General features: G+C 53.3%; 22 protein-coding genes and 1 pseudogene. 9 read left to right on the top strand and 14 right to left on the bottom strand.

All coding sequences use genetic code 11. The annotated features are described in order from the left end of the window. Window positions 1-66 precede the first annotated feature (66 nt). From AL515_RS24165 to gltB, 3 genes and pseudogenes are all read right to left on the bottom strand, one after another. Window positions 67-201 (bottom strand): annotated as a pseudogene (locus AL515_RS24165) (DUF1016 domain-containing protein); the annotation flags it as partial. A 95-nt stretch (window positions 202-296) separates the two neighbouring features. Next, on the bottom strand, window positions 297-1,715 hold the full coding sequence (locus tag AL515_RS21995; RefSeq protein WP_061068691.1) for a glutamate synthase small subunit: 1,419 nt from the start codon (window positions 1,713-1,715) through the stop codon (window positions 297-299). 12 nt (window positions 1,716-1,727) lie between these two features. Next, window positions 1,728-6,188 carry a glutamate synthase large subunit gene (gene gltB, locus AL515_RS21990; protein ID WP_129533679.1) on the bottom strand — a complete coding sequence of 1,487 codons (4,461 nt, stop codon included), beginning with the start codon at window positions 6,186-6,188 and terminating at the stop codon, window positions 1,728-1,730. 686 nt (window positions 6,189-6,874) lie between these two features. Here gltB and AL515_RS21985 point away from each other — a divergent pair. The 4 genes from AL515_RS21985 (at window position 6,875) to mtgA (ending at window position 11,937) form a co-directional block, all read left to right on the top strand. Next, on the top strand, window positions 6,875-7,804 hold the full coding sequence (locus AL515_RS21985) for a TIGR01212 family radical SAM protein (RefSeq protein ID WP_105242200.1): 930 nt from the start codon (window positions 6,875-6,877) through the stop codon (window positions 7,802-7,804). 197 nt (window positions 7,805-8,001) lie between these two features. Further along, window positions 8,002-10,338 carry an aerobic respiration two-component sensor histidine kinase ArcB gene (gene arcB / locus AL515_RS21980; RefSeq protein ID WP_048213431.1) on the top strand — a complete coding sequence of 779 codons (2,337 nt, stop codon included), beginning with the start codon at window positions 8,002-8,004 and terminating at the stop codon, window positions 10,336-10,338. Between the two features lie 229 nt (window positions 10,339-10,567). Then, a complete protein-coding gene (gene elbB / locus AL515_RS21975) occupies window positions 10,568-11,221 on the top strand; it encodes an isoprenoid biosynthesis glyoxalase ElbB (RefSeq protein WP_048213430.1) in 654 nt (217 codons plus the stop codon). Next, window positions 11,218-11,937 carry a monofunctional biosynthetic peptidoglycan transglycosylase gene (gene mtgA / locus AL515_RS21970; protein WP_048213429.1) on the top strand — a complete coding sequence of 240 codons (720 nt, stop codon included), beginning with the start codon at window positions 11,218-11,220 and terminating at the stop codon, window positions 11,935-11,937. Before elbB ends, mtgA begins: the two co-directional genes overlap by 4 nt. A gap of 11 nt (window positions 11,938-11,948) precedes the next feature. Here the strand turns inward: mtgA and npr are convergent, their stop codons facing one another. The 11 genes from npr to AL515_RS21915 form a co-directional block, all read right to left on the bottom strand. After that, on the bottom strand, window positions 11,949-12,221 hold the full coding sequence (gene npr / locus AL515_RS21965; protein WP_003828770.1) for a PTS phosphocarrier protein NPr: 273 nt from the start codon (window positions 12,219-12,221) through the stop codon (window positions 11,949-11,951). Beyond that, window positions 12,218-13,072 (bottom strand): RNase adapter RapZ, encoded by an 855-nt coding sequence (gene rapZ, locus AL515_RS21960; protein ID WP_048213428.1) that lies wholly within the window; start codon window positions 13,070-13,072, stop codon window positions 12,218-12,220. Before rapZ ends, npr begins: the two co-directional genes overlap by 4 nt. 45 nt (window positions 13,073-13,117) lie before the next feature. Then, entirely contained in the window at window positions 13,118-13,609 is a 492-nt protein-coding gene (gene ptsN / locus AL515_RS21955) for a PTS IIA-like nitrogen regulatory protein PtsN (protein WP_048213427.1), read from the bottom strand. 83 nt (window positions 13,610-13,692) lie between these two features. Continuing rightward, window positions 13,693-13,980 carry a ribosome hibernation promoting factor gene (hpf, locus tag AL515_RS21950; RefSeq protein ID WP_005121327.1) on the bottom strand — a complete coding sequence of 96 codons (288 nt, stop codon included), beginning with the start codon at window positions 13,978-13,980 and terminating at the stop codon, window positions 13,693-13,695. 22 nt (window positions 13,981-14,002) lie between these two features. Continuing rightward, window positions 14,003-15,436: an RNA polymerase factor sigma-54 gene (gene rpoN, locus AL515_RS21945; RefSeq protein WP_048213426.1), complete on the bottom strand. Its 1,434-nt coding sequence runs from the start codon at window positions 15,434-15,436 to the stop codon at window positions 14,003-14,005. Between the two features lie 46 nt (window positions 15,437-15,482). Further along, window positions 15,483-16,208: an LPS export ABC transporter ATP-binding protein gene (gene lptB, locus AL515_RS21940; protein WP_048213425.1), complete on the bottom strand. Its 726-nt coding sequence runs from the start codon at window positions 16,206-16,208 to the stop codon at window positions 15,483-15,485. A gap of 6 nt (window positions 16,209-16,214) precedes the next feature. Then, on the bottom strand, window positions 16,215-16,769 hold the full coding sequence (lptA, locus tag AL515_RS21935; protein ID WP_048213424.1) for a lipopolysaccharide ABC transporter substrate-binding protein LptA: 555 nt from the start codon (window positions 16,767-16,769) through the stop codon (window positions 16,215-16,217). Beyond that, window positions 16,738-17,313, bottom strand: coding sequence for an LPS export ABC transporter periplasmic protein LptC (gene lptC, locus AL515_RS21930; RefSeq protein WP_048213423.1), 576 nt, complete (start codon window positions 17,311-17,313; stop codon window positions 16,738-16,740). The genes lptA and lptC overlap by 32 nt, the downstream gene beginning before the upstream one ends. Then, window positions 17,310-17,876 carry a 3-deoxy-manno-octulosonate-8-phosphatase KdsC gene (gene kdsC, locus AL515_RS21925; protein WP_005121322.1) on the bottom strand — a complete coding sequence of 189 codons (567 nt, stop codon included), beginning with the start codon at window positions 17,874-17,876 and terminating at the stop codon, window positions 17,310-17,312. The genes lptC and kdsC overlap by 4 nt, the downstream gene beginning before the upstream one ends. A gap of 20 nt (window positions 17,877-17,896) precedes the next feature. Beyond that, a complete protein-coding gene (gene kdsD / locus AL515_RS21920) occupies window positions 17,897-18,883 on the bottom strand; it encodes an arabinose-5-phosphate isomerase KdsD (protein ID WP_048213422.1) in 987 nt (328 codons plus the stop codon). A 13-nt stretch (window positions 18,884-18,896) separates the two neighbouring features. Further along, a complete protein-coding gene (locus AL515_RS21915; RefSeq protein WP_048213421.1) occupies window positions 18,897-19,874 on the bottom strand; it encodes a calcium/sodium antiporter in 978 nt (325 codons plus the stop codon). Between the two features lie 214 nt (window positions 19,875-20,088). On the opposite strand from AL515_RS21915, the gene mlaF reads away from it, so the two are divergent. Genes mlaF through mlaB form a run of 5 tightly spaced genes read left to right on the top strand, consistent with a single transcriptional unit; the run spans window position 20,089 to window position 23,200 of the window. Continuing rightward, window positions 20,089-20,901 (top strand): phospholipid ABC transporter ATP-binding protein MlaF, encoded by an 813-nt coding sequence (gene mlaF, locus AL515_RS21910; protein WP_048213420.1) that lies wholly within the window; start codon window positions 20,089-20,091, stop codon window positions 20,899-20,901. A gap of 7 nt (window positions 20,902-20,908) precedes the next feature. Further along, window positions 20,909-21,691 (top strand): lipid asymmetry maintenance ABC transporter permease subunit MlaE, encoded by a 783-nt coding sequence (gene mlaE, locus AL515_RS21905; protein WP_048213419.1) that lies wholly within the window; start codon window positions 20,909-20,911, stop codon window positions 21,689-21,691. Window positions 21,692-21,695: 4 nt separating this feature from the next. Then, on the top strand, window positions 21,696-22,253 hold the full coding sequence (gene mlaD, locus AL515_RS21900) for an outer membrane lipid asymmetry maintenance protein MlaD (protein ID WP_048213507.1): 558 nt from the start codon (window positions 21,696-21,698) through the stop codon (window positions 22,251-22,253). An 18-nt stretch (window positions 22,254-22,271) separates the two neighbouring features. Beyond that, a complete protein-coding gene (mlaC, locus tag AL515_RS21895; RefSeq protein WP_048213418.1) occupies window positions 22,272-22,907 on the top strand; it encodes a phospholipid-binding protein MlaC in 636 nt (211 codons plus the stop codon). Continuing rightward, window positions 22,907-23,200: a lipid asymmetry maintenance protein MlaB gene (mlaB, locus tag AL515_RS21890; RefSeq protein ID WP_048213417.1), complete on the top strand. Its 294-nt coding sequence runs from the start codon at window positions 22,907-22,909 to the stop codon at window positions 23,198-23,200. Before mlaC ends, mlaB begins: the two co-directional genes overlap by 1 nt. Window positions 23,201-23,279 lie beyond the last annotated feature (79 nt).

The raw sequence follows: 23,279 nt of genomic DNA, 5'->3' as shown, positions 1-23,279 counted from the left end.
TAAAGCAAACGATTACGTATAATCTTTACATGGTTATTATTTATGGTGTTGATGATTGCGTTGATTTTTGGGCTCGACATTTTTAACCGATAAGAAGCGGACAAACGCCGACCAGGGTAGTGGAAAAGATTAAGTCAGTTACGCCAAATGGTAAGATTCTGCAGACACTGTCTGCGGAATTTCAATGTACTGAATATACAGCTGTATTTGTGAGCGGCTTTCGAAAAATGATTCCGCATGTATTTAGTGGAGGAATATTGGCTCCCCATCCATCAGCGTCAGGGGAGCCAGAAGTATTACACTTCCAGGTAATTCAGGATACCGTCTGCCGCTTTACGACCTTCGGCAATTGCGGTGACCACCAGATCCGAACCGCGCACGATGTCGCCACCGGCGAAGATTTTCGGGTTGCTGGTCTGGAAAGCGTTGTCACTACGTTCCGGGGCAATAATGCGCCCCTGTGAATCCAGCTCGACGCTGTGCTCTTTCAACCATTCCATGCTGTGCGGGCGGAAACCAAACGCCAGGACCACCGCATCAGCCGGAACAACGTGCTCGGAACCAGCGACGATCTCCGCACGGCGACGCCCCTTCGCATCCGGTTCGCCCATCTCCGTGCGCGCCATTTTCACACCACACACTTTGCCGTTGGCATTCACTTCCACACCTAACGGCTGGACGTTGAACTGGAATTCGACGCCTTCTTCACGCGCGTTTTTCACTTCGCGTTTCGAACCCGGCATGTTCTCTTCATCGCGACGGTAGGCGCAAATAACGTGTGACGCACCCTGACGCACGGAGGTGCGCACGCAGTCCATCGCGGTATCGCCACCGCCGAGCACGACGACACGTTTGCCTTCCATGCTGATGTACGGCTCGTCGCTGCTTTCGCCAAAACCCATCAATTGCTTGGTATTAGCAATCAGGAACGGCAGGGCATCAAACACGCCCTCAGCGTCTTCGTTTTCCAGCCCGCCGCGCATTGACTGATAGGTTCCGACGCCCAGGAACACAGCGTCGTAATCCTTCAGCAAATCGTTGAGCTGTACGTCACGGCCCACTTCCACGTTCAGTTTGAACTCAATGCCCATGCCGGTGAAGATTTCACGGCGACGGGTCATGACCTCTTTTTCCAGCTTGAAGGCTGGGATACCGAAGGTCAGCAAGCCGCCGATTTCCGGGTGACGGTCAAATACCACCGCCTTTACGCCGTTGCGGGTCAGCACATCAGCACAGGCCAGGCCCGCAGGCCCCGCACCGATAATCGCCACGCGCTTGTCCGTCTGGCGAACGCCGGTCATATCCGGACGCCAGCCCATCTCGAACGCTTTATCATTGATATAGCGCTCGATATTGCCGATAGTTACCGCGCCAAACTCATCGTTCAGCGTACAGGATCCTTCACACAGCCTGTCCTGCGGGCATACACGGCCACAGACTTCCGGCAGGGTGTTGGTCTGGTGCGAAAGCTCTGCCGCTTCAAAAATACGTCCCTCATTCGCCAACTTCAGCCAGTTCGGGATGTAGTTATGCACCGGGCACTTCCACTCGCAGTACGGGTTACCGCAGGACAGGCAGCGATCTGCCTGTGCTTTGGCCTGACCTTCGGAAAACGGCTCGTAAATTTCGATAAACTCGATCTTACGGATCTTCAGCGGCTTCTTCGGCGGATCAACACGCTGCAGGTCGATAAATTGGTATACGTTCTGACTCATTGCTGCTACCCCTTACTGCGCCTGCACACGCAGCTCTGCTGCGCTACGACTACGGTGACCCAACAGTGCTTTCACATCACTGGACTTTGGTTTTACCAGCGCGAATTTCGCCGAGAATGCTGGCCAGTTCGCCAGGATCTCTTCGCCGTGTGAAGATCCGGTATGCTGTACGTGCTCGGTAATCAGACCGCGCAGGTGCTCTTCGTGGATAGCCAAAGAGTCCACGCTCAGCACTTCGACCAGTTCCGGGTTCACGCGTTTGCGGAATTCACCGTCTTCGTCGAGCACGTAGGCGAATCCGCCGGTCATGCCCGCACCGAAGTTAACGCCGGTTTTGCCGAGAATACAGACGATGCCGCCGGTCATGTATTCACAGCCGTTGTCGCCAATGCCTTCAACCACGGTGATTGCGCCGGAGTTACGCACCGCAAAGCGCTCACCCGCACGACCCGCAGCAAACAGGCGACCACCGGTGGCGCCATACAGGCAGGTGTTACCGATGATGCTCGCCTCATGGCTACGGAAAGCTGAGCCAACCGGAGGACGTACCGCCAGCAGACCGCCCGCCATGCCTTTACCGACATAGTCGTTGGCATCGCCGGTCAGATACAGCTCCACGCCGCCCGCGTTCCACACGCCAAAGCTCTGGCCTGCGGTACCGTTGAAGTGCGCTTTGATCGGGTCAGACGCCAGCCCCTGATCGCCATGCGTCTGAGCGATATAGCCCGACAGCGATGCGCCGACGGAACGGTCGGTGTTGCGGATATCGAACCAGAAGGTTTTGCTCTGGCGCTCGTCGACGAACGGCTTCGCCTGCTGCAACAGCTGGGCGTTCAGCACGCCATTATCAAACGGCGGGTTGTTCTCGGTGCAATGCAGCGCTTTACCAGGATGCGGTTCGGCGGTTTCCAGCAGACGAGACAGCTCCAGCTTTTGCTGCTTGGCGGTAAACCCTTCCAGCTCTTTGAGCAGGTCGGTGCGACCAATCAGATCCACCAGGCGGGTAACGCCTAGCGAAGCCATCAGCTCGCGCACTTCACGAGCGATAAATTCAAAGTAGTTGGTCACTTTGAACGGCAGGCCGTGATAGTGGTTCTTACGCAGTTTCTCATCCTGAGTCGCCACGCCGGTTGCACAGTTATTCAGATGGCAAATACGCAGGTATTTACAGCCCAGCGCGACCATTGGGCCGGTACCGAAACCGAAGCTCTCTGCCCCCAGAATCGCCGCTTTAATGATATCGACGCCAGTTTTCAGACCGCCATCGACCTGCAGACGAATCTTGTGACGCAGGCCATTAGCCACCAGCGCCTGTTGAGTTTCCACCAGCCCCAGCTCCCACGGACAGCCCGCGTATTTCACCGATGACAGCGGGCTTGCGCCGGTGCCGCCATCGTAACCCGCGATGGTGATCAGATCCGCATAGGCTTTCGCCACGCCGGTGGCGATAGTGCCGACGCCCGGTTCGGAAACCAGTTTCACCGAGATCATCGCCTTCGGGTTGACCTGTTTGAGGTCGAAAATCAGCTGCGCTAAATCCTCGATAGAGTAGATATCGTGGTGCGGCGGCGGGGAGATCAGCGTCACGCCCGGTACCGAATAGCGCAGTTTGGCGATGTACGGAGTGACTTTGTCGCCCGGTAACTGGCCGCCTTCACCCGGCTTCGCACCCTGAGCGACTTTAATCTGAATCACGTCGGCGTTCACCAGATACGCCGGGGTTACGCCAAAGCGACCAGAAGCCACCTGCTTAATCCGCGACACTTTGTTGGTGCCGTAGCGCGCCGGGTCTTCGCCGCCTTCGCCGGAGTTCGAGTTACCGCCGATGCTGTTCATCGCTTCGGCCAGCGCTTCGTGTGCTTCCGGGCTTAATGCGCCGATAGACATGGCCGCAGTATCAAAACGTTTAAACAGTTCGGTTGCGGGTTCTACCTCGTCAATGCTGACGGCTTCATCACCAGGCGTGATCGTCAGCAAATCGCGCAGCGTGGCCGCCGGACGCTCGTTGACCAGCTTTGCATATTCCTGATAGTCGCTGTACTCGCCGCTTTGCACCGCCTGTTGTAGCGTGCGCACCACGTCCGGGTTGTAGGCGTGGTATTCGCCGCCATGGACGTACTTCAGCAGACCGCCCTGGCTGATGGGCTTACGCGCCAGCCATGCATGTTTGGAGAGGTTCAGCAGATCCTGCTGGAAGTCGGTAAATCCTGCGCCGCTGATGCGGCTAACCACGCCCTGGAAGCACAACGCAACCACATCATCGTGCAGACCAACGGCTTCGAACAGCTTCGAGCAGCGGTAAGAGGCAATGGTCGAGATGCCCATTTTGGACATGATTTTGTACAGGCCTTTATTGATGCCGTTACGGTAGTTCAGCATCACGGTGCGGTAATCTTTGGCAATCGCCTGGGTGTCGATCAGACGTCCCAATGTTTCATACGCGAGATACGGATAAATGGCCGTCGCGCCAAAGCCGAGCAGGACGGCAAAATGGTGCGGATCGCGGGCACTGGCGGTTTCAACGATGATGTTGGCGTCGCAGCGCAGGCTTTGTTCTACCAGACGCGTTTGCACTGCGCCCACGGCCATCGGCGCCGGAACCGGCAGACGATTTTTGGCGATGTTGCGGTCAGAGAGTACCAGCAGTACCGTGCCGTTGCGCACCATCTGTTCCGCCTTATCGCACAATGCTTTGACGGTCTCTTCGAGCGTAGTTTCGGTCGCGTCGAAGGTGATATCCAGGCGGTCAGCGCGATAATGCTCCTCTTTCATGGTGGTGAGCTGAGTGAAATCGGAGTACAGCAGGATCGGCGATTTAAAGCTCAGGCGGTGTGCCTGACCTTCCGCTTCGCAGAATACGTTCATCTCACGACCGATGCTGGTGGCCAGCGACATAACGTGCGCTTCACGCAGCGGGTCGATCGGCGGGTTGGTGACCTGCGCGAACTGCTGGCGGAAGTAGTCATAGATGATGCGCGGCTGGCTGGAGAGCACGGCAAACGGGGTATCATCACCCATTGAACCGACCGCTTCCTGGCCATTTTCGCCGAGCACGCGGATCACGGAATCCAGCTCTTCAGCGCTGTAGTTAAATTGTTTTTGGTAGCTGGCGAGGGTGTCATCGTCCAGTTCACGGCTGCCGACCTGATCGTCAGCCAGGTCTTCGAACGGTACCAGGCGGCGGACGTTTTTCTCCATCCACTCTTTGTATGGGTGACGGCTTTTCAGGTCATCATCGGTTTCGGCCGAGTGCAGAATGCGCCCGCTGCGGGTATCAATAACCATCAGCTCGCCGGGGCCGACGCGGCCTTTCTCGACCACTTCATCCGGCTGATAATCCCAGATTCCGACTTCAGAGGCGCAGGTAATCAGCTTGTCTTTGGTGATGACGTAGCGTGCCGGACGCAGGCCGTTACGGTCGAGGTTACAGGCGGCGAAGCGACCATCGGACATCACGATGCCCGCCGGACCGTCCCACGGTTCCATGTGCATGGAGTTGAAGTCAAAGAACGCGCGCAGCTCCGGGTCCATATCCGGGTTATTCTGCCAGGCCGGTGGAACCAGTAAGCGCATGGCGCGGATGATGTCCATCCCGCCTGCCAGCAGCAGTTCCAGCATGTTATCCATCGAACTGGAGTCTGAGCCGGTTTCGTTAACAAACGGCGCGGCGTCGTGCAGATCCGGGATCAGCGGGGTCTGGAACTTATAGGTACGGGCGCGCGCCCACTGGCGGTTGCCCGTGATGGTGTTGATTTCACCGTTGTGCGCCAGATAGCGGAACGGCTGCGCCAGCGGCCAGCGCGGCACGGTGTTGGTGGAGAAGCGCTGGTGGAACAGGCAGATGGCCGATTCCAGACGCAGGTCTGCCAGGTCCAGGTAGAAGCGCGGCAGATCTGCCGGCATACACAGACCTTTATAGATATTGACCAGATTCGACAAGCTACAGACGTAGAAGTCTTTGTCTTGCAGGAGGCGTTTTTCGATACGACGACGCGCGATGAACAGGCGACGCTCCATATCACGCGGACGCCAGCCCGCAGGGGCGTTAACAAAAATTTGCTCGATACGAGGCAGGGAGGAAAGGGCTATTTCACCGAGAACACCTTCGTTGGTTGGCACGTCGCGCCAGCCTACGATCGACAGGGTCTCCTGCTGTAATTCTTCTTCAACAATGCGACGAGATGCCGCCGCCAGTTCAGGGTCTTTATTTAAAAAGATCATGCCGACGGCGTAGTTTTTAGCTAAACGCCAGCCGCGCTCTTGCGCAACAATGCGGAAAAAGCGGTCAGGTTTTTGTAACAGCAAGCCGCAACCATCGCCGGTTTTGCCATCGGCAAGAATTGCGCCACGGTGCTGCATACGTGCCAGTGCGTGTATGGCGGTACGCACTACCTTGTGGCTAGGTTCGCCTTCTATGTGGGCGATCAGGCCGAAACCACAGTTATCCTTCTCAAGGGATTTATCGTACAACATATCAGTGAACCTCCCCAGGCTCTGCGGGACACCTCTCCGATACCGTTTGCGCACGGGCACACCAAGAGCATGGCGACGGGGTTTGCGTTTCATACGCTCACCTCGCATTCGCCCTCTTTATCCTTTTCGCATAGGTCAAACAAGTTTGAGGACTTGCTTCAGAGGGAATCTCAATTACTGCATAAATATGATGAGCAGACTGCTCATCCAGAAAGCTTCCAGCGGATTTCCAAGTTATCGGGAATCCACACACAGGTCAAATGGCAATCTTATTTATGCAAAAATGTGCTATAGGGCGATTAACTTTATGAAAATGTTGAAATAAAAGGGTTTTTTACATTGATTTAACCTGAGGAGTATACCCCTGGAAGTGTGATCTGTCTCACTGTCAGAAAGGCCTGATATCCCTCGTCCTCCCTTTATTTATCGAGATGACTGGCATTTTATGCTGGTTTTTAGAGTTCCGGCGTCTTAAAGATACTGTTTTTACGCTGAGAGTATAAGAAGATAAAAAAAACCGCTGAATATAAGGAAAAGTAATTAGATTTAGAGTGAATGAAATTTCAATTATTTTGATTTGTTATGCAATAAATAAAGGCTCGCCAGGGCGATTGATCCAGGTCATCGCCGACTGGGGCAAAAAATGGCAGGCTTTGGCCTCTTTTCAAGGCGCGGTCTACCAGATTATGCAGTTACAGAAATTAGTCAATATGTTTGGTGGGGATCTTTCTCGCCGTTATGGGCAAAAGGTTCATAAGCTCACGCTGCACGGCGGCTTTAGCTGCCCAAATCGCGATGGCACCATTGGACGTGGCGGATGTACCTTCTGTAATGTCGCCTCGTTTGCCGATGAAACTCAGCAGCATCATTCCATTGCCGAGCAGCTTGAGCATCAGGCGCAGTTGGTCAATCGCGCCAGACGCTATCTGGCCTATTTCCAGGCCTATACCAGCACCTTTGCTGAAGTACAGGTGCTGCGTTCGATGTATCAGCAGGCCGTCAGCCAGGCCAGCATCGTCGGGTTATGCGTTGGCACGCGCCCCGACTGCGTGCCGGATGCGGTACTCGATCTGCTTTGCGAGTACAAGGATCAGGGCTACGAAGTGTGGCTGGAACTGGGCTTGCAAACGGCCCATGACAAGACGCTGCATCGCATTAATCGTGGGCATGATTTTGCCTGTTATCAGCGAACGACCCAACTGGCGCGTGAACGCGGGCTGAAAGTCTGTTCGCACCTGATTGTCGGTCTGCCGGGAGAAGGGCAGGCAGAGTGCCTGCAAACGATGGAACGTGTGGTAGAGACAGGCGTCGACGGTATTAAGCTGCATCCTCTGCATATCGTCAAAGGCAGTACGATGGCGAAAGCCTGGGAGGCCGGACGGCTGAACGGTATTGAACTGGACAATTATACGGTTACCGCCGGAGAGATGATCCGCCATACGCCGCCAGAGGTGATTTATCATCGCATTTCTGCCAGCGCGCGTCGCCCAACACTGCTGGCACCGCTATGGTGTGAAAACCGCTGGACCGGGATGGTTGAACTGGATAAGTATCTTAATGAGCACGGCGTGCAAGGCTCGGCGCTGGGTACGCCGTGGGTGCAGCCGGGGATCTAACCCTCTGTAGTCATGTAGGCCTGAAAGCTGCGCGCCATCAGGTGGCCCGGCGCACATTGCCGGATGGCGGCTATGCCTTATCCGGCCTACCGCCTACCCAGTCATTTCACCGATAACCCCCGCATTTCTTGCACAATCTTCAACGTCACGCTGAGAATTGAGTATTATTGTGCCAAGTTGTCGTGAAGGAACCCTCTATGAAGCAAATTCGTATGCTGGCGCAATACTATGTCGACCTGATGATGAAGTTAGGTCTGGTGCGCTTTTCGCTGCTGTTGGCGCTGGCTTTGGTTGTGTTGGCAATTGTGGTGCAGATGGCTGTCACCATGGTGCTGCATGGCCAGGTAGAAAGCATTGATGTCATCCGTTCTATCTTTTTTGGCCTGTTAATTACCCCCTGGGCCGTCTACTTCCTTTCTGTGGTGGTGGAGCAACTGGAAGAGTCCCGGCAACGCTTGTCACGACTGGTACAAAAGCTGGAAGAGATGCGCGAGCGCGATCTCAAGCTCAATGTGCAGTTGAAAGATAATATTGCCCAGCTCAACCAGGAAATTGTCGAGCGCGAAAAAGCCGAAGCGGAGCGCCAGGAAACGTTCGAACAACTGAAGGTTGAAATCAAAGAGCGCGAAGAAGCGCAGATCCAGCTTGAGCAACAGTCCTCCTTTTTACGCTCTTTCCTTGATGCCTCGCCGGATCTGGTTTTTTATCGCAATGAAGATAAAGAATTTTCCGGCTGTAACCGTGCTATGGAGCTGCTGACCGGTAAGAGCGAAAAGCAACTGGTGAATCTAAAGCCGGCTGATGTGTATTCGCCAGAGGCGGCTGAAAAGGTGATTGAAACCGACGAGAAGGTATTCCGTCATAACGTCTCGCTAACCTATGAACAGTGGCTGGACTACCCGGATGGGCGCAAAGCCTGCTTTGAAATTCGTAAAGTGCCTTACTATGACCGCGTAGGTAAGCGACATGGCCTGATGGGCTTTGGGCGCGATATTACCGAGCGGAAGCGTTATCAGGACGCGCTTGAGCGCGCCAGCCGTGATAAGACCACTTTCATTTCCACCATCAGCCACGAGCTGCGCACTCCGCTTAACGGCATTGTCGGCTTAAGCCGGATCCTGTTGGATACAGATTTAACCGCTGAGCAGGAAAAATATCTCAAAACTATCCATGTTTCCGCCGTGACGCTGGGGAATATTTTCAACGATATTATTGACATGGATAAGATGGAGCGGCGTAAAGTCCAGCTCGATAACCAGCCTGTTGATTTCACCAGTTTTATGGCGGATCTGGAAAACCTCTCCGGCTTGCAGGCGCAACAAAAAGGATTGCGCTTTGTGCTTGAGCCGACGCTACCGCTGCCACATAAGGTCATCACCGACGGAACGCGTTTGCGCCAGATTCTGTGGAATCTGATCAGCAACGCCGTGAAGTTTACTCAGCAGGGGCAGGTGACCGTACGGGCGCGCTATGACGAGGGAGACATACTGCATTTTGAGGTGGAGGATTCCGGGATCGGTATTCCACAGGATGAGCAGGATAAAATTTTCGCCATGTACTATCAGGTGAAGGACAGCCATGGTGGTAAACCGGCAACGGGAACCGGGATTGGACTGGCCGTCTCGAAGCGTCTGGCGAAAAACATGGGCGGTGATATTACGGTTTCCAGCCAGGCCGGAAAAGGCTCCATCTTTACGCTAACCGTGCATGCTCCTGCCGTGGCAGAAGAAATTGAAGATGCTTTTGAAGACGATGAAATGCCGTTACCAGCCCTGAATGTGCTGCTGGTGGAAGACATTGAACTGAACGTTATTGTTGCGCGTTCGGTGCTGGAAAAGCTGGGCAACAGCGTGGATGTCGCTATGACCGGGAAAGCCGCGCTGGACATGTTCAAACCGGGTGAATATGACCTGGTGCTGCTGGATATTCAGCTACCGGATATGACCGGTCTGGATATCTCACGCGAACTGACGCAAAAATACGCCCGTGAAGATCTGCCGCCGCTGGTGGCTCTCACCGCCAACGTACTGAAAGATAAAAAAGAATATCTGGATGCAGGAATGGACGACGTGCTGAGTAAGCCGCTGTCAGTTCCGGCGTTAACCGCCATGATCAAAAAATACTGGGATACCCGAAACGAAGAGGAGAGCACTGTGACGTCTGAAGAAAGCAGTAAATCGCAAGCGCTGTTAGATATTCCCATGTTGGAACAATACCTCGAACTGGTCGGGCCGAAGCTGATCACCGACGGTCTGGCGGTGTTTGAGAAAATGATGCCAGGATATTTGAGCGTGCTGGAGTCTAATCTGACTGCCCGTGATAAAAAAGGCGTGGTTGAGGAAGGCCATAAAATTAAAGGTGCAGCCGGATCTGTCGGTCTGCGCCACCTGCAACAGTTGGGTCAGCAAATTCAATCACCCGACCTTCCTGCCTGGGAAGATAACGTGGCTGAATGGATTGAAGAGATGAAGCAGGAGTGGCAGCACGATGTGGCGGTGTTAAGAGCCTGGGTTGCGAGCGTGGAAAAAAAATGACCCCGGCTTGACCGGGGTGCGCGAATACTGCGCCAACACCAGGGAAATCGTGGCTGCGCCGTAAATTATTATCATTGTTTACAAGGGCGCAGCCCTAATTTTCAGGCCGCACGCAGTTAAGATAGCAAATCTTAAATAATTTGTTACATGAATCAGTTAAATGTGTGAAGCGTGGCATTCTAATCAGAATTATTAATATGCTTCAGTCAGTTGCGAAAGGAGTATCACGATGAAAAAAGTTGGCGTAGTGCTCAGCGGATGTGGCGTGTATGACGGTGCAGAAATTCACGAAGCCGTACTCACGCTGCTGGCTATTGCCCGCAATGGCGCTCAAGCTATCTGCTTTGCCCCAGATAAACAGCAGGCGGATGTGATTAATCATCTGACGGGCGAGCCGATGCCGGAAACGCGCAATGTCCTGATTGAAGCTGCGCGTATTACGCGTGGTGATATTCGTCCCCTGGCCCAGGCGGTCGCAACGGAGCTGGATGCGCTAATTGTGCCTGGCGGGTTTGGCGCAGCAAAAAATCTGAGCAATTTTGCCAGCCAGGGCAGTGAGTGTCGGATTGATAGCGACTTAGCTGCTCTGGCGAAGGCGCTGCATCAGGCCGGTAAACCTCTTGGATTCATGTGTATTGCTCCTGCTATGTTACCTAAGATTTTTGACTTCCCGCTGCGTCTGACCATTGGCACTGACATCGATACAGCGGAAGTACTGGAAGAGATGGGCGCTGAACATGTGCCTTGCCCGGTCGATGACATTGTGGTTGATGAAGATAATAAAGTTGTCACCACGCCTGCTTACATGCTGGCGCAGGATATCGCTCAGGCGGCGAGTGGGATCGACAAACTGGTCTCGCGTGTTCTGGTACTGGCTGAATGAGAAAAGGGGCTACCGCCTTTCTGCGACGTCTGCTTCTGCGGGCGGTTATTGTCCTCGCCGTGTTTTGGGGCGGGGGTATAGCGCTCTTCAGCGTGATGCCCGTTCCTTTCTCAGCGGTCATGATTGAGCGGCAGCTTGGTGCCTGGATACAGGGTAATTTCGGCTATGTGGCGCATTCTGACTGGGTCAGTATGGATGAGATATCACCGTGGATGGGGCTGGCGGTCATTGCCGCTGAGGACCAGAAATTTCCCGATCACTGGGGATTTGATGTCTCAGCGATAGAGAAAGCGCTGGCGCATAACGAACGTAATGAAAACCGTATTCGGGGCGCTTCGACGTTATCGCAACAAACGGCAAAAAACCTCTTTTTGTGGGATGGGCGTAGCTGGGTGCGCAAAGGGCTCGAGGCCGGGTTAACGCTTGGGATAGAAACCGTCTGGAGCAAGAAACGAATCCTGACGGTTTATTTGAATATTGCGGAGTTTGGCGATGGAGTATTCGGTGTAGAGGCTGCATCACAGCGCTATTTCCATAAACCCGCCAGCCGTCTTAGCCCGTCTGAAGCGGCATTGCTGGCGGCGGTGCTGCCCAATCCGTTACGTTTTAAGGCGAGTGCGCCTTCCGGCTATGTACGCAGTCGTCAGGCGTGGATCATGCGCCAAATGCGCCAGCTGGGCGGTGAGTCGTTTATGCGTGAAAATAAGCTGTATTAGTCGATGCTGCCCTAATCTTCATCAAACCCCGAATTAAACAGCGCAATCACGGCTGCCAGAGCCTCAACCTCCTGCGGACCTGTGGCTTCAACTTCTATCTGGCGTCCTTTGGCGGAATCCAGCATCAGCAGAGCGATAACACTGTTTGCCTCGGCTTCCGTCCCTTCATCATTACGCAGCAGAACTTCTGCTTCAAAACCCTGCATTAGCTCAAACAGTTTCATTGCCGGCCGGGCATGCATGCCCAGCTTATTCGTGATTTCAACAGTTTGCTTCACGGTCATGATTTGCGTTTTTCCAACGTACGATGGCGTGACTGCACGTTTTTACCGCGTGAGCGGAAGTAGTCTGCCAGTTGCTCTGCAATATACACCGAACGGTGTTTCCCGCCGGTACAGCCGATGGCTACAGTGAGGTAGCTGCGGTTGTTGGTCTCCAGCATGGGTAACCATAGCTCAAGATAGCTGCGAGTCTGGTAGATAAAATTGTGTACTTCTGTGTGTCTGTCGAGGAAGGCCGCGACGGGCCTGTCCAGACCGGTCATCGGACGTAGCTTTGGATCCCAGTGCGGGTTAGGCAGGAAACGGACATCAAAGACGTAATCCGCATCAATAGGGATTCCGTGTTTAAAGCCAAAGGACTCAAATACCATCGTTAATTCACGTTCACGTTTGCCCAGCAGTCGGGTACGTAACATTTCCGCCAGCTCGTGCACAGACATTTCAGAGGTGTCTACGATCAGGTCAGCGCGTGAACGCAACGGCTCCAGTAAATCGCTTTCTTTATCGATAGCGCTTTCCAGAGACAAGTTCTTGCTGGACAGCGGGTGTAAACGGCGCGTATCGCTGTAGCGGCGAATCAGCGTGTTACGGTCGGCATCAAGAAACAGCAGTTGCGGTGAGAAGCCTTCAGGCAGGTTACTCATGGCCTGCTCAAAAATCTCCGGGGATTCGGGCATATTGCGCACATCAATGCTGACAGCCGCAGATATCTGGCGATCGGCGAGGGTTCGAGCCAGTTCGGGCAACAACACGACGGGAAGGTTATCCACGCAGTAAAAACCCATATCTTCCAGCGCACGCAGGGCGACAGACTTACCTGACCCTGAACGACCGCTGACGATCATCAGTACCATGTACTGTTTCTCCTCACAACGACAGAAAAGGATGCCATTGGGTTGTTATGCTTCATCCTGTCCACCTTCGGTGTCAGTGATGATTTGATACAACTCCTGGTCACTCTGTGCGGCGCGCAGGCGACGACAGATGGTTTTATCTGCCAGGCGTTTGGCAACCAGTGACAATGTATGCAAATGCGTCTTGGTTTGGTCCGCCGGGACCAGCAGGGCGAAAAGCAGATCGACGGGTTGATTATCAATGGCATCGAACGCGATTGGCGTTTCAAGTTGAACAAATACACCAACTGCACGCAGGGTGTCTTCTTCCAGCTTTCCATGCGGAATGGCAATACCATTGCCAATACCGGTACTGCCCATTTTTTCGCGCGTCAGAATGGCTTCAAATACCACCTGAGGAGGCAAGCTGAGTTGTTTGGCCGCCAGTTCACTGATGATTTCCAGTGCGCGTTTCTTGCTTTGGCAGTGAACGGCCGCGCGCGTACATTCCTGGTTAAGAACATTGCTCAGTTGTAGAGTCGTATCGTTATTTGTCATAATTTCACCTAAGCGCTAACTGTACAAATGGCCCGTTGTGCTGCACAACAGGCCGTCCTGCACCCGCTAACTGCCCGGACAAGTTAGTGCTGTTTCAGTTTATCTTTATGTTTTGTTAACTGCCGAGCCAGTTTATCAATTAAACCGTCAATGGCGGCGTACATATCCTGACCTTCCGCGCTGGCATGAATTTCGCCACCGTTCACATGCAGTGTTGCATCCGAGATGTGTGTGACCTTCTCCACTTTCAACACAATATAGACCTGATTAATCCGGTCGAAATATTGCTCAAGCTTGGCAAACTTTGTGGTGACAAAGTCGCGCAGGGCCTCAGTGATTTCGACGTTATTTCCAGTGATGTTGAGCTGCATAGTGTCTTCCTTATCGGTTGGGTCAAACCAGCTGTTTGCGCTGGTTAGACGGCGGAATGGATAAAGACTCTCGGTACTTCGCAACGGTGCGGCGTGCCACCATGATACCTTGTTCTGACAGCATAGAGGTTAACTTGCTGTCACTCAGCGGTTTCGCGGGGTTTTCCGCAGCAATTAATTTCTTCACCAATGCGCGGATAGCTGTAGAAGAGGCTTCGCCTCCACCTTCAGTGTTAACGTGACTGGAGAAGAAATACTTCAATTCAAAAATGCCGCGCGGACTGTGCAGATACTTTTGCGTGGTCACTCGGGAAATGGTCGATTCATGCATCTCGACGGCCTGGGCGATATCGGCCAGAACCATCGGTTTCATATACTCTTCGCCTTGCTCAAAGAAGGCTTGCTGTTGCTCAACGATACAGCGGCTAACGCGCAATAGCGTGTCATTGCGGCTTTCCAGACTTTTAATCAGCCATTTTGCATCCTGCAGGTTGCTACGAATGAACTGGCTGTCAGCATCATTGCGCGCGTTATTGCACAGGGCGGCGTAGTGTTGGTTAATCTGTAAACGCGGAATGCTGTCACTGTTGAGTTCGACTACCCAGCGATCGTTATGCTTACGCACCAGCACATCCGGGATGACGTACTCTGGTTCACCGGTCTGGATAGATTGTCCAGGTCTTGGGTCAAGCGACTGGATAAGATTGACGGCTTCTTTCAGCACATCTTCTTTCAGTCGGGTTACGCGCATCAGGGTGCGGAAGTCGTGGTTGGCGAGCAGATCAAGGTGATCGCTGATGATCAGGCGTGCTTCTTCCAGCCACGGCGTGACTTTATCAAACTGTGAAAGTTGGATCAGTAAGCAGTCGCGGAGATCTTTTGCCGCCACGCCCACGGGATCAAAACGCTGAACGCGTTTAAGCACGGCTTCGATTTCATCGATACCGATGTCGTCATCGCCCATGCTGTCGAGAATGTCGTCCAGCGTGACGGTGAGATAGCCCGTTTCGTCGACTGCATCCACAATTGACGTGGCAATAGCACGATCGGTATCTGAGAATGGGGTCAGTTCCACCTGCCACATCAGGTAATCTTGCAGCGATTGCGTGGTTTCACCCTGATACACAGGCAGTTCGTCGTCAATGTAATCCCCGCTGGTGCCAGACGGCGTCCCTGCGGTGTAAATCTCATCCCAACTGGCATCCAGCGGCAGCTCTTCTGGCATCTCTTTTTGTTCGAGTGCGTCAGCCGTATCGAGGGATTCGCTATCCTGCTTTTCCTGGGTATCAATTTCGTCGTGAAGATCGGTTTGCTCGAGCAGTGGGTTACTTTCCAGCGCTTGCTGAAGTTCTTGCTGAAGTTCCAGCGTGGACAACTGCAACAGACGGATAGCCTGTTGTAGCTGAGGCGTCATCGCCAGTTGTTGGCTAAGCCTGAGTTGCAAACCTTGCTTCATGTTCAGAGTTGTTGTCTCCTGCGGTGACGTGAAGTCTACTACCCTATCAGAGTCTGAAGTCTTCCCCAAGGTATACGCGTTTAACGTGCTCGTCCTGCAGGATTTCTGTCGGCGTACCGTGTGCGATCAGGTGTCCCTGGCTCACAATGTAGGCGCGCTCACAAACAGCCAGCGTTTCGCGCACGTTATGGTCGGTAATCAGCACGCCAAGCCCGCTGTCGCGCAGGTGTTCAATAATACGTTTGATATCAATGACGGAAATTGGGTCAACACCGGCAAAGGGTTCATCCAACAGGATAAATTTAGGATTAGCGGCCAGTGCGCGGGCGATCTCCACACGGCGGCGTTCCCCACCGGAGAGTGCCTGTCCAAGGCTGTCACGCAGATGTTCGATATGGAATTCTTCCATCAGCTCATTGGCGCGATCTTCACGCTGCTCGCTGGAAAGATCGTCACGAATTTGCAGTACCGCCATCAGGTTATCAAATACGCTCAGGCGACGAAAAATAGAGGCTTCCTGCGGTAAGTAGCCGATACCGCGACGGGCACGCGCATGCAGGGGTAACAGACTGATATCTTCGTCATCAATGATAATGTTGCCCGCATCGCGCGGGACAATGCCGACAACCATGTAAAAGGTTGTTGTTTTGCCCGCACCGTTAGGGCCGAGCAGACCGACGATCTCCCCGGAGTTGACGGTCAGGCTGACATCTTCCACCACACGACGGCCTTTGTAGGCTTTTGCAAGATTCTTTGCAGTTAATGTTGCCATAACGAATCAGTTACCTTTTTTCTCTGCCGGAGCCTTGGTCTTGTTTTTGTCCTGCAATTGCGACGGAACCAGAACGGTGGTGACGCGTTTGCCTTTCTCACTGAAGGCCTGCATTTTCTGTTCTTTTACCAGATAGGTGATCTTATCGCCCGTGATGTTGCTATCGAGTTGTTCCAGATAAGCCTTACCGGTAAGGACGACGAAATCTTTTGCCAGCTCATAGTGCATCTGTGAGGCGCGGCCTTTAACCGGTTTACCATTGTCCTGCATCTGGTAAAAGGTCGCCGGATTGCCATAACCGTCAATCACTTCTTTACCGTCTTCACCGCCCGGACGCGTGACGACGACCTTATCGGCATTAATTTTGATCGTGCCCTGAGTCACGATGACATTGCCGGTAAACGTCACCACGTTGCCCTGCATATCCAGAGACTGCTGGTCCGATTCAATGTGGATCGGCTGCTCGGTATCGCCAGTGACGGCGAATGCCGGAATGCTGGCGGCCAGAAGTGAGCTGGCAAGCACAAGATTAAGGCTGAGTTTGTTTGTTTTGGATTTCATATGAGGTTCTAACCTTTTCAATCAGCTCGGCGTTCTTGCTGCGTAAGTTGCCGCGCATCTTCAGTCCGCTGGAGTTAAATGTTGTTCCATACAACGTGACCAGATCATCGGAAGTGACATCTTGCGTCACAAGGTTGATCTGCGCGTTATCGGTAGTAATTCTGCGTAGTTGAGAGTCAGGCACCAGCGCGTTAACCTCAACATGGCCATACAGGTACAGCATCCGATCGTTGGTCAATTTGGCTTTATCGGCCTTGATTGACCAGGTCGGTACTTTGTCCTTATCAAACGTGGTTAACACCGGTTGAGTGAACCACGAAACTGCTTGATCTGAATAATATTCAACGTGTTGCGCGATCAAATGATAGCTCAGCGCGCCCTCAGGGCTGTACACGACGGTGTCGGTATGCTCGCTCTTATAGGTTGGCTCGTTGTTATTAACGACAACCTGAGCGGTGTCGTCTTTGTCTGCCAGGTTAATACCAATCATCACAAGGACAGCCAGCGACAGTAGAATGATAACCCAACGTCTGGTTTTGCTCATATCGATTGCCCTTTGGCCTCATCCAGTTTGCCCTGCGCCAGCAGTAATAAGTCGCAGACTTCGCGCACTGCGCCGCGTCCCCCGTCGATACGGGTGACGTAATCGGCCCGCGGGATCAGCAACGGATGAGCATCCGCTACCGCTACGCTTAATCCCACTTTTGCCATCACCGGCCAGTCGATCAGATCATCGCCAACATACGCCACATTCTCAGGCGCGATCGCCAGTTTGCTAAGCAGATCGCCAAAGGCAACCAGTTTGTCCGACTGCCCCTGATACAGATGTGTGATCCCTAATGTGGCACAGCGATCTTCTACAAGTTTAGCCTTTCGTCCGGTAATAATGGCAACCTCAATGCCGGAAGTGAGCGCGCAGCGAATTCCGTAGCCATCGCGGACGTTAAACGCCTTCAGCTCTTCACCGTTGTTGCCCATATAAATCAGACCATCAGACAGTACGCCATCCACATCAAGGATCAGCAGACGGATGTTTTCTGCCCTGGTGATGACGTCAGTGCTGACGGGTCCATAACAGGTCGCAAGCGACGCACCTGCTTTACTCATTTTCTTTATCCTTGAGTTTCTTACACTACACCTGCACGCAGCAGATCATGCATATGTAACACACCCAGTAACTGGTCGCCATCAGCAACCATTACCGAGGTGATATGGCGGGACTGCATTAAGTTCAGCGCATCAACGGCAAGAATCCCTGGACGCACGCGAATGCCCCCAGGGGTCATCACATCCGCAATGCCTAACTGGCGTACATCAACGCCCATATCGAAGACACGACGTAAATCGCCATCCGTAAAGATGCCGTCAATCTTCATCGCGTCATCGCAAATGACGGTCATGCCGAGATTTTTCCGCGTGATCTCCAGTAAGGCGTCACGCAGGCTGGCGCTTTTGGTCACATGCGGGATTTCGTCTCCCGTATGCATAATATCGTTAACGCGCAACAAAAGCTTACGCCCCAGTGCGCCACCAGGATGAGATAACGCAAAATCTTCTGCGGTGAAGCCGCGTGCTTTTAATAATGCCACCGCAAGGGCATCGCCCATCACCAGTGTTGCTGTCGTGCTGCTGGTCGGCGCCAGGCCTAACGGACAAGCTTCCTTGGGCACTTTAACACACAGATGGACATCTGCTGCACGCGCCATACTGCTTTCCGGACGACCCGTCATGCAGATAAGGGGGACATGCAGGCGTTTTAACACCGGAATTAACGCTGCAATCTCATTAGATTCACCGGAGTTAGAAATGGCAATCACGACGTCCTGCGGTGACACCATACCCAGATCGCCATGTGCGGCTTCGCCAGGATGCACAAAAAATGAGGGCGTGCCGGTACTGGCAAACGTAGCGGCCATTTTGCGCCCGATATGCCCTGATTTTCCCATTCCCATCACCACGACTTTGCCCGGGCAACTGAAAATCTTTTCACAGGCGAGGGTAAAGTTCTGGTTGATGTACTGATCAAGCTCCGCCAGGCCTTCACGTTCAATTGTCAGGACTTCCTTGCCTGCTTGCTGAAAGTCAAAACCCGGTTGCAACTCTAAGTGCGACATAATGCGTTTCCAGTTATCCAACGAGAAGTGGCGATAACCAATACAGCATCGCCAGCCATATGATAAAACCGCTGGTCAGAAGCGCCCCTGCGCCACGACCAATCTGGCGCGGACGTCGCCAGCAGAGTAATGCAAAAATAACGCTCACCAGCAGCATGACGCTGTAGTCCCGGACGAAGGCCATCGGGTTGACCTCGCCCGGTGTAATCAGTGCAGGTAACCCAAGAACGATAACAATATTAAAAATGTTAGCGCCGATGATGTTACCGACGGCAATATCGCTTTCACCTTTACGCAAACCTGCAATGGCGGTTGCCAGTTCTGGCAGGCTGGTACCAATGGCGACGACCGTCAAACCGATAGTAAGCTCGCTCATGGCAAAGTAATTTGCCAGTACAGTGGCGTTATCAACCACCATACGCGTTGCCATTGGCATAATGATCAGCGCTATCCCCAGCCATAAAAATGCGACAGGCAATCCGCCTTCGCGAGGCAGTTCCGCAACTTGCTCCCGAGTCAGGCTGTCATTGCCCTGGCGTTCTGCCAGACGGGCGATTTTAACAATGAATAGCAGCCATAGCACGGCCAGAAGCAGAAGAAAGAGGCCATCACTGCGGCTTAACTGCCCGTCATACAGAACGGACGCGGCCAAAATGCTTACCAGCAACATTAACGGTAATTCACGACGCAGAACATCGGAATGCACGGTAAAAGGATGAATGAGTGCTGACAGGCCTAAAATAAGAAGAATATTGGTGATGTTGGAGCCGATGGCGGTACCGACGGCTAAATCGAGCTGCCCATTCATTGATGCCGCAACAGAGACAATAATCTCAGGTAGGGATGTGCCGATGCTGACGACCGTCATTCCAATAATGATGGGGGGGATACCGAAGGTGCGGCATAAAATAGATGCAGCAAATACCAGACGGTCGGCACCGTAGACCACCAGAAGTAAACCAATTATTAACAGTGCCGTCGCTAAAAGCATCTAAAGTCCTTTCTTCAGGTATACTCGCCGGTCCACTTGAAGGATCTTCTGGAAGCCGTAACGAATTCTTAATTTTGACTTTATGCGGCTAAAAAGTAAAACAAATGCCAGCTTTCGCTAACCAGGACAGGCAATAATCTGTAAATATGTCGAGTTCAGGGCTAAATTGAGCGCCAACTCTTCGATCAACGAGGCAATAGTAAAGGATGAATCAATGGGTCAGTCTGTGGCGAATCTAGTCGATATGCGCGATGTCAGCTTTTCCCGAGGTGACCGCTGCATCTTTGATAATATTTCCCTGACGGTGCCGCGCGGTAAGGTGACGGCGATCATGGGGCCATCAGGCATCGGCAAAACGACGCTGTTACGTCTGATTGGCGGGCAGATCCCGCCAGATAAGGGCGAAATCCTGTTTGACGGCGAAAACGTCCCAGCCATGTCTCGTTCACGTTTGTACACCGTGCGTAAGCGCATGAGTATGCTGTTTCAGTCCGGGGCGCTGTTTACCGACATGAACGTGTTTGACAACGTCGCTTATCCACTGCGTGAGCATACGACGCTGCCCAAGGCGTTGCTCAAGAGCACGGTGATGATGAAACTGGAAGCTGTCGGCCTGCGTGGTGCGGCAAAACTCATGCCTTCTGAATTATCCGGGGGGATGGCGCGACGTGCGGCATTAGCACGCGCCATTGCGCTGGAGCCAGATCTCATTATGTTTGATGAACCGTTCGTCGGTCAGGATCCTATCACCATGGGTGTGCTGGTGAAGCTGATTTCAGAACTGAACAACGCGCTGGGCGTCACCTGCGTGGTGGTCTCTCATGATGTGCCAGAGGTACTGAGTATTGCGGATTACGCCTATATTATGGCGGACAAAAAGATAGTGGCCTACGGTAGTGCTCAGGCACTACAAGAAAATGCCGATCCGCGCGTGCGTCAGTTCCTCGATGGTATTGCCGATGGGCCGGTTCCGTTCCGCTACCCAGCGGGCGACTACCACACCGATTTACTCAAAACAGGGAGTTAAGCCACCCATGTTGTTAAATGCGCTGGCATCACTCGGACATCGGGGAATAAAAACCCTCAGGACGTTCGGGCGAGCCGGATTAATGTTGTTCAATGCGGTAGTCGGCAAGCCGGAGTTTCGCAAACATGCGCCGCTGCTGATCCGCCAGCTCTATAATGTCGGTGTCCTGTCGATGCTGATCATTATCGTTTCTGGCGTGTTCATCGGGATGGTGCTGGGATTGCAGGGATACCTGGTCCTGACAACCTACAGCGCAGAAACCAGTCTCGGTATGCTGGTGGCGCTGTCCTTGCTGCGAGAACTGGGGCCGGTTGTTGCGGCGCTGCTGTTCGCCGGGCGAGCCGGATCGGCGTTAACCGCGGAAATCGGCCTGATGCGGGCAACCGAACAGCTTTCCAGCCTGGAAATGATGGCGGTTGATCCTCTGCGTCGAGTGGTCTCTCCGCGTTTTTGGGCGGGTGTCATTTCATTGCCGCTGCTGACGATTATTTTTGTCGCCGTGGGGATCTGGGGTGGTTCACTGGTTGGCGTAAGCTGGAAAGGTATTGATGCCGGCTTTTTCTGGTCGGCTATGCAAAATGCCGTCGACTGGCGTCTGGATCTGGTCAACTGTTTGATTAAGAGCGTGGTGTTCGCCATTACGGTCACCTGGATTGCATTGTTCAATGGTTATGATGCGATTCCGACCTCCGCCGGAATTAGCCGGGCTACGACACGCACCGTTGTGCACGCCTCTCTTGCCGTTCTGGGGCTGGATTTTGTGCTGACCGCACTGATGTTTGGGAATTGAGTTCATGCAAACGAAAAAAAATGAAATTTGGGTTGGGGTATTCCTGCTGGTTGCGCTGCTGGCGGCGCTATTTGTCTGCCTGAAAGCGGCTAATGTGACCTCCATGCGTACTGAACCAACCTACACGGTTTATGCGACCTTTGATAATATCGGCGGCCTGAGAGAGCGCTCTCCCGTGCGGATTGGGGGGGTTGTTGTGGGGCGAGTTTCGGATATCTCGTTAGATCCCAAAACTTACCTGCCACGCGTAACGCTGGACATCGAATCGCGCTTTAACCATATCCCGGACACCAGCTCGCTGAGCATCCGCACCTCTGGTCTGCTGGGTGAGCAGTATCTGGCATTAAACGTGGGTTTTGAAGATCCTGAGCTGGGAACGTCTATCCTCAAAGATGGCAGTACGATTCAGGACACGAAATCCGCGATGGTGCTGGAAGATATGATTGGTCAATTCCTCTACAACAGCAACAGTAAAGGTGATGACAATAAGAATTCTGGCGATGCGCCAGCCGCAACTGAAGGCAATAATGAAGCCACTACGCCTGCGGGCGCAACGAAATAATCTCAGGAGAATCGACGTATGTTTAAACGATTGATGATGGTGGCTATGCTGGTCATTGCCCCACTTAGCGTGGCAACCGCAGCGGACCAGACTAACCCGTATAAACTGATGAATGAGGCGGCGCAGAAAACTTTCGATCGTCTGAAAAACGAGCAACCTAAAATTCGTTCCAACCCGGACTATCTGCGTCAGGTTGTCGATCAGGAGCTGCTGCCGTATGTGCAAGTAAAATATGCGGGGGCGCTGGTATTAGGGCGCTACTACAAAGAAGCTACGCCTGCGCAGCGTGACGCTTATTTCGCCGCGTTTCGCGAATACCTGAAGCAGGCTTACGGTCAGGCGCTGGCAATGTACCACGGTCAGACCTATCAGATCGCGCCGGAACAGCCGCTGGGTGATGCGACGATTGTGCCTATCCGCGTAACCATCATCGATCCAAACGGACGTCCGCCGGTGCGTCTGGATTTCCAGTGGCGTAAAAATTCTCAGACCGGTAACTGGCAGGCGTATGACATGATCGCCGAAGGCGTAAGTATGATCACCACCAAGCAAAATGAGTGGAGCGACCTGCTGCGCACGAAAGGTATTGATGGCCTGACCGCACAGCTGAAATCTATCTCTCAGCAGAAAATCACCCTGGAAGAGAAGAAATAATGACGCAGTCACTCACCTGGACGCGTGAAGGTGACAAGCTTAGGCTTGCGGGAGAGCTGGATCAGGACGTGTTAAATCCGTTATGGGATGCACGTATTGAGGCGATGAAAGGGGTCACCTGCATCGATCTGAGCCAGGTTTCCCGGGTTGATACCGGTGGTCTGGCATTGCTGTTGCATCTGGTTGACCAGGGCAAGCAACAGGGGAATCGCGTTTCGCTTACCGGGGTTAACGATAAGGTTTACACCCTGGCACAGCTTTACAATTTGCCTGACGACGTCCTTCCGCGTTAATTTTTGTAGGCCGGATAAGGCCTTGTGCCGCCATCCGGCAAAACCCCTGAAGGGGATCTACCGCCAAAGCCTTGTCTGA

The sequence above is a fragment of the Citrobacter sp. FDAARGOS_156 genome (assembly GCF_001559235.2).
Taxonomy (GTDB): domain Bacteria; phylum Pseudomonadota; class Gammaproteobacteria; order Enterobacterales; family Enterobacteriaceae; genus Citrobacter; species Citrobacter youngae.
Note: the sequence above shows the minus strand (reverse complement) of the source record. Positions and strands in the feature narration are given on the sequence as shown.

What these genes read in the sequence shown, in the direction of transcription:
- mtgA (WP_048213429.1), top strand. Translation starts at nt 11,218, where the DNA reads ATGAGAAAAGGGGCTACCGCCTTTCTGCGACGTCTGCTTCTGCGGGCG.
- npr (WP_003828770.1), bottom strand. Translation starts at nt 12,221, where the DNA reads ATGACCGTGAAGCAAACTGTTGAAATCACGAATAAGCTGGGCATGCAT.
- rapZ (WP_048213428.1), bottom strand. Translation starts at nt 13,072, where the DNA reads ATGGTACTGATGATCGTCAGCGGTCGTTCAGGGTCAGGTAAGTCTGTC.
- AL515_RS21995 (WP_061068691.1), bottom strand. Translation starts at nt 1,715, where the DNA reads ATGAGTCAGAACGTATACCAATTTATCGACCTGCAGCGTGTTGATCCG.
- lptA (WP_048213424.1), bottom strand. Translation starts at nt 16,769, where the DNA reads ATGAAATCCAAAACAAACAAACTCAGCCTTAATCTTGTGCTTGCCAGC.
- arcB (WP_048213431.1), top strand. Translation starts at nt 8,002, where the DNA reads ATGAAGCAAATTCGTATGCTGGCGCAATACTATGTCGACCTGATGATG.
- mlaE (WP_048213419.1), top strand. Translation starts at nt 20,909, where the DNA reads ATGTTGTTAAATGCGCTGGCATCACTCGGACATCGGGGAATAAAAACC.
- lptC (WP_048213423.1), bottom strand. Translation starts at nt 17,313, where the DNA reads ATGAGCAAAACCAGACGTTGGGTTATCATTCTACTGTCGCTGGCTGTC.
- elbB (WP_048213430.1), top strand. Translation starts at nt 10,568, where the DNA reads ATGAAAAAAGTTGGCGTAGTGCTCAGCGGATGTGGCGTGTATGACGGT.
- lptB (WP_048213425.1), bottom strand. Translation starts at nt 16,208, where the DNA reads ATGGCAACATTAACTGCAAAGAATCTTGCAAAAGCCTACAAAGGCCGT.
- mlaB (WP_048213417.1), top strand. Translation starts at nt 22,907, where the DNA reads ATGACGCAGTCACTCACCTGGACGCGTGAAGGTGACAAGCTTAGGCTT.
- rpoN (WP_048213426.1), bottom strand. Translation starts at nt 15,436, where the DNA reads ATGAAGCAAGGTTTGCAACTCAGGCTTAGCCAACAACTGGCGATGACG.
- gltB (WP_129533679.1), bottom strand. Translation starts at nt 6,188, where the DNA reads ATGTTGTACGATAAATCCCTTGAGAAGGATAACTGTGGTTTCGGCCTG.
- mlaD (WP_048213507.1), top strand. Translation starts at nt 21,696, where the DNA reads ATGCAAACGAAAAAAAATGAAATTTGGGTTGGGGTATTCCTGCTGGTT.
- ptsN (WP_048213427.1), bottom strand. Translation starts at nt 13,609, where the DNA reads ATGACAAATAACGATACGACTCTACAACTGAGCAATGTTCTTAACCAG.
- mlaF (WP_048213420.1), top strand. Translation starts at nt 20,089, where the DNA reads ATGGGTCAGTCTGTGGCGAATCTAGTCGATATGCGCGATGTCAGCTTT.
- mlaC (WP_048213418.1), top strand. Translation starts at nt 22,272, where the DNA reads ATGTTTAAACGATTGATGATGGTGGCTATGCTGGTCATTGCCCCACTT.
- AL515_RS21915 (WP_048213421.1), bottom strand. Translation starts at nt 19,874, where the DNA reads ATGCTTTTAGCGACGGCACTGTTAATAATTGGTTTACTTCTGGTGGTC.
- kdsC (WP_005121322.1), bottom strand. Translation starts at nt 17,876, where the DNA reads ATGAGTAAAGCAGGTGCGTCGCTTGCGACCTGTTATGGACCCGTCAGC.
- AL515_RS21985 (WP_105242200.1), top strand. Translation starts at nt 6,875, where the DNA reads ATGCAGTTACAGAAATTAGTCAATATGTTTGGTGGGGATCTTTCTCGC.
- hpf (WP_005121327.1), bottom strand. Translation starts at nt 13,980, where the DNA reads ATGCAGCTCAACATCACTGGAAATAACGTCGAAATCACTGAGGCCCTG.
- kdsD (WP_048213422.1), bottom strand. Translation starts at nt 18,883, where the DNA reads ATGTCGCACTTAGAGTTGCAACCGGGTTTTGACTTTCAGCAAGCAGGC.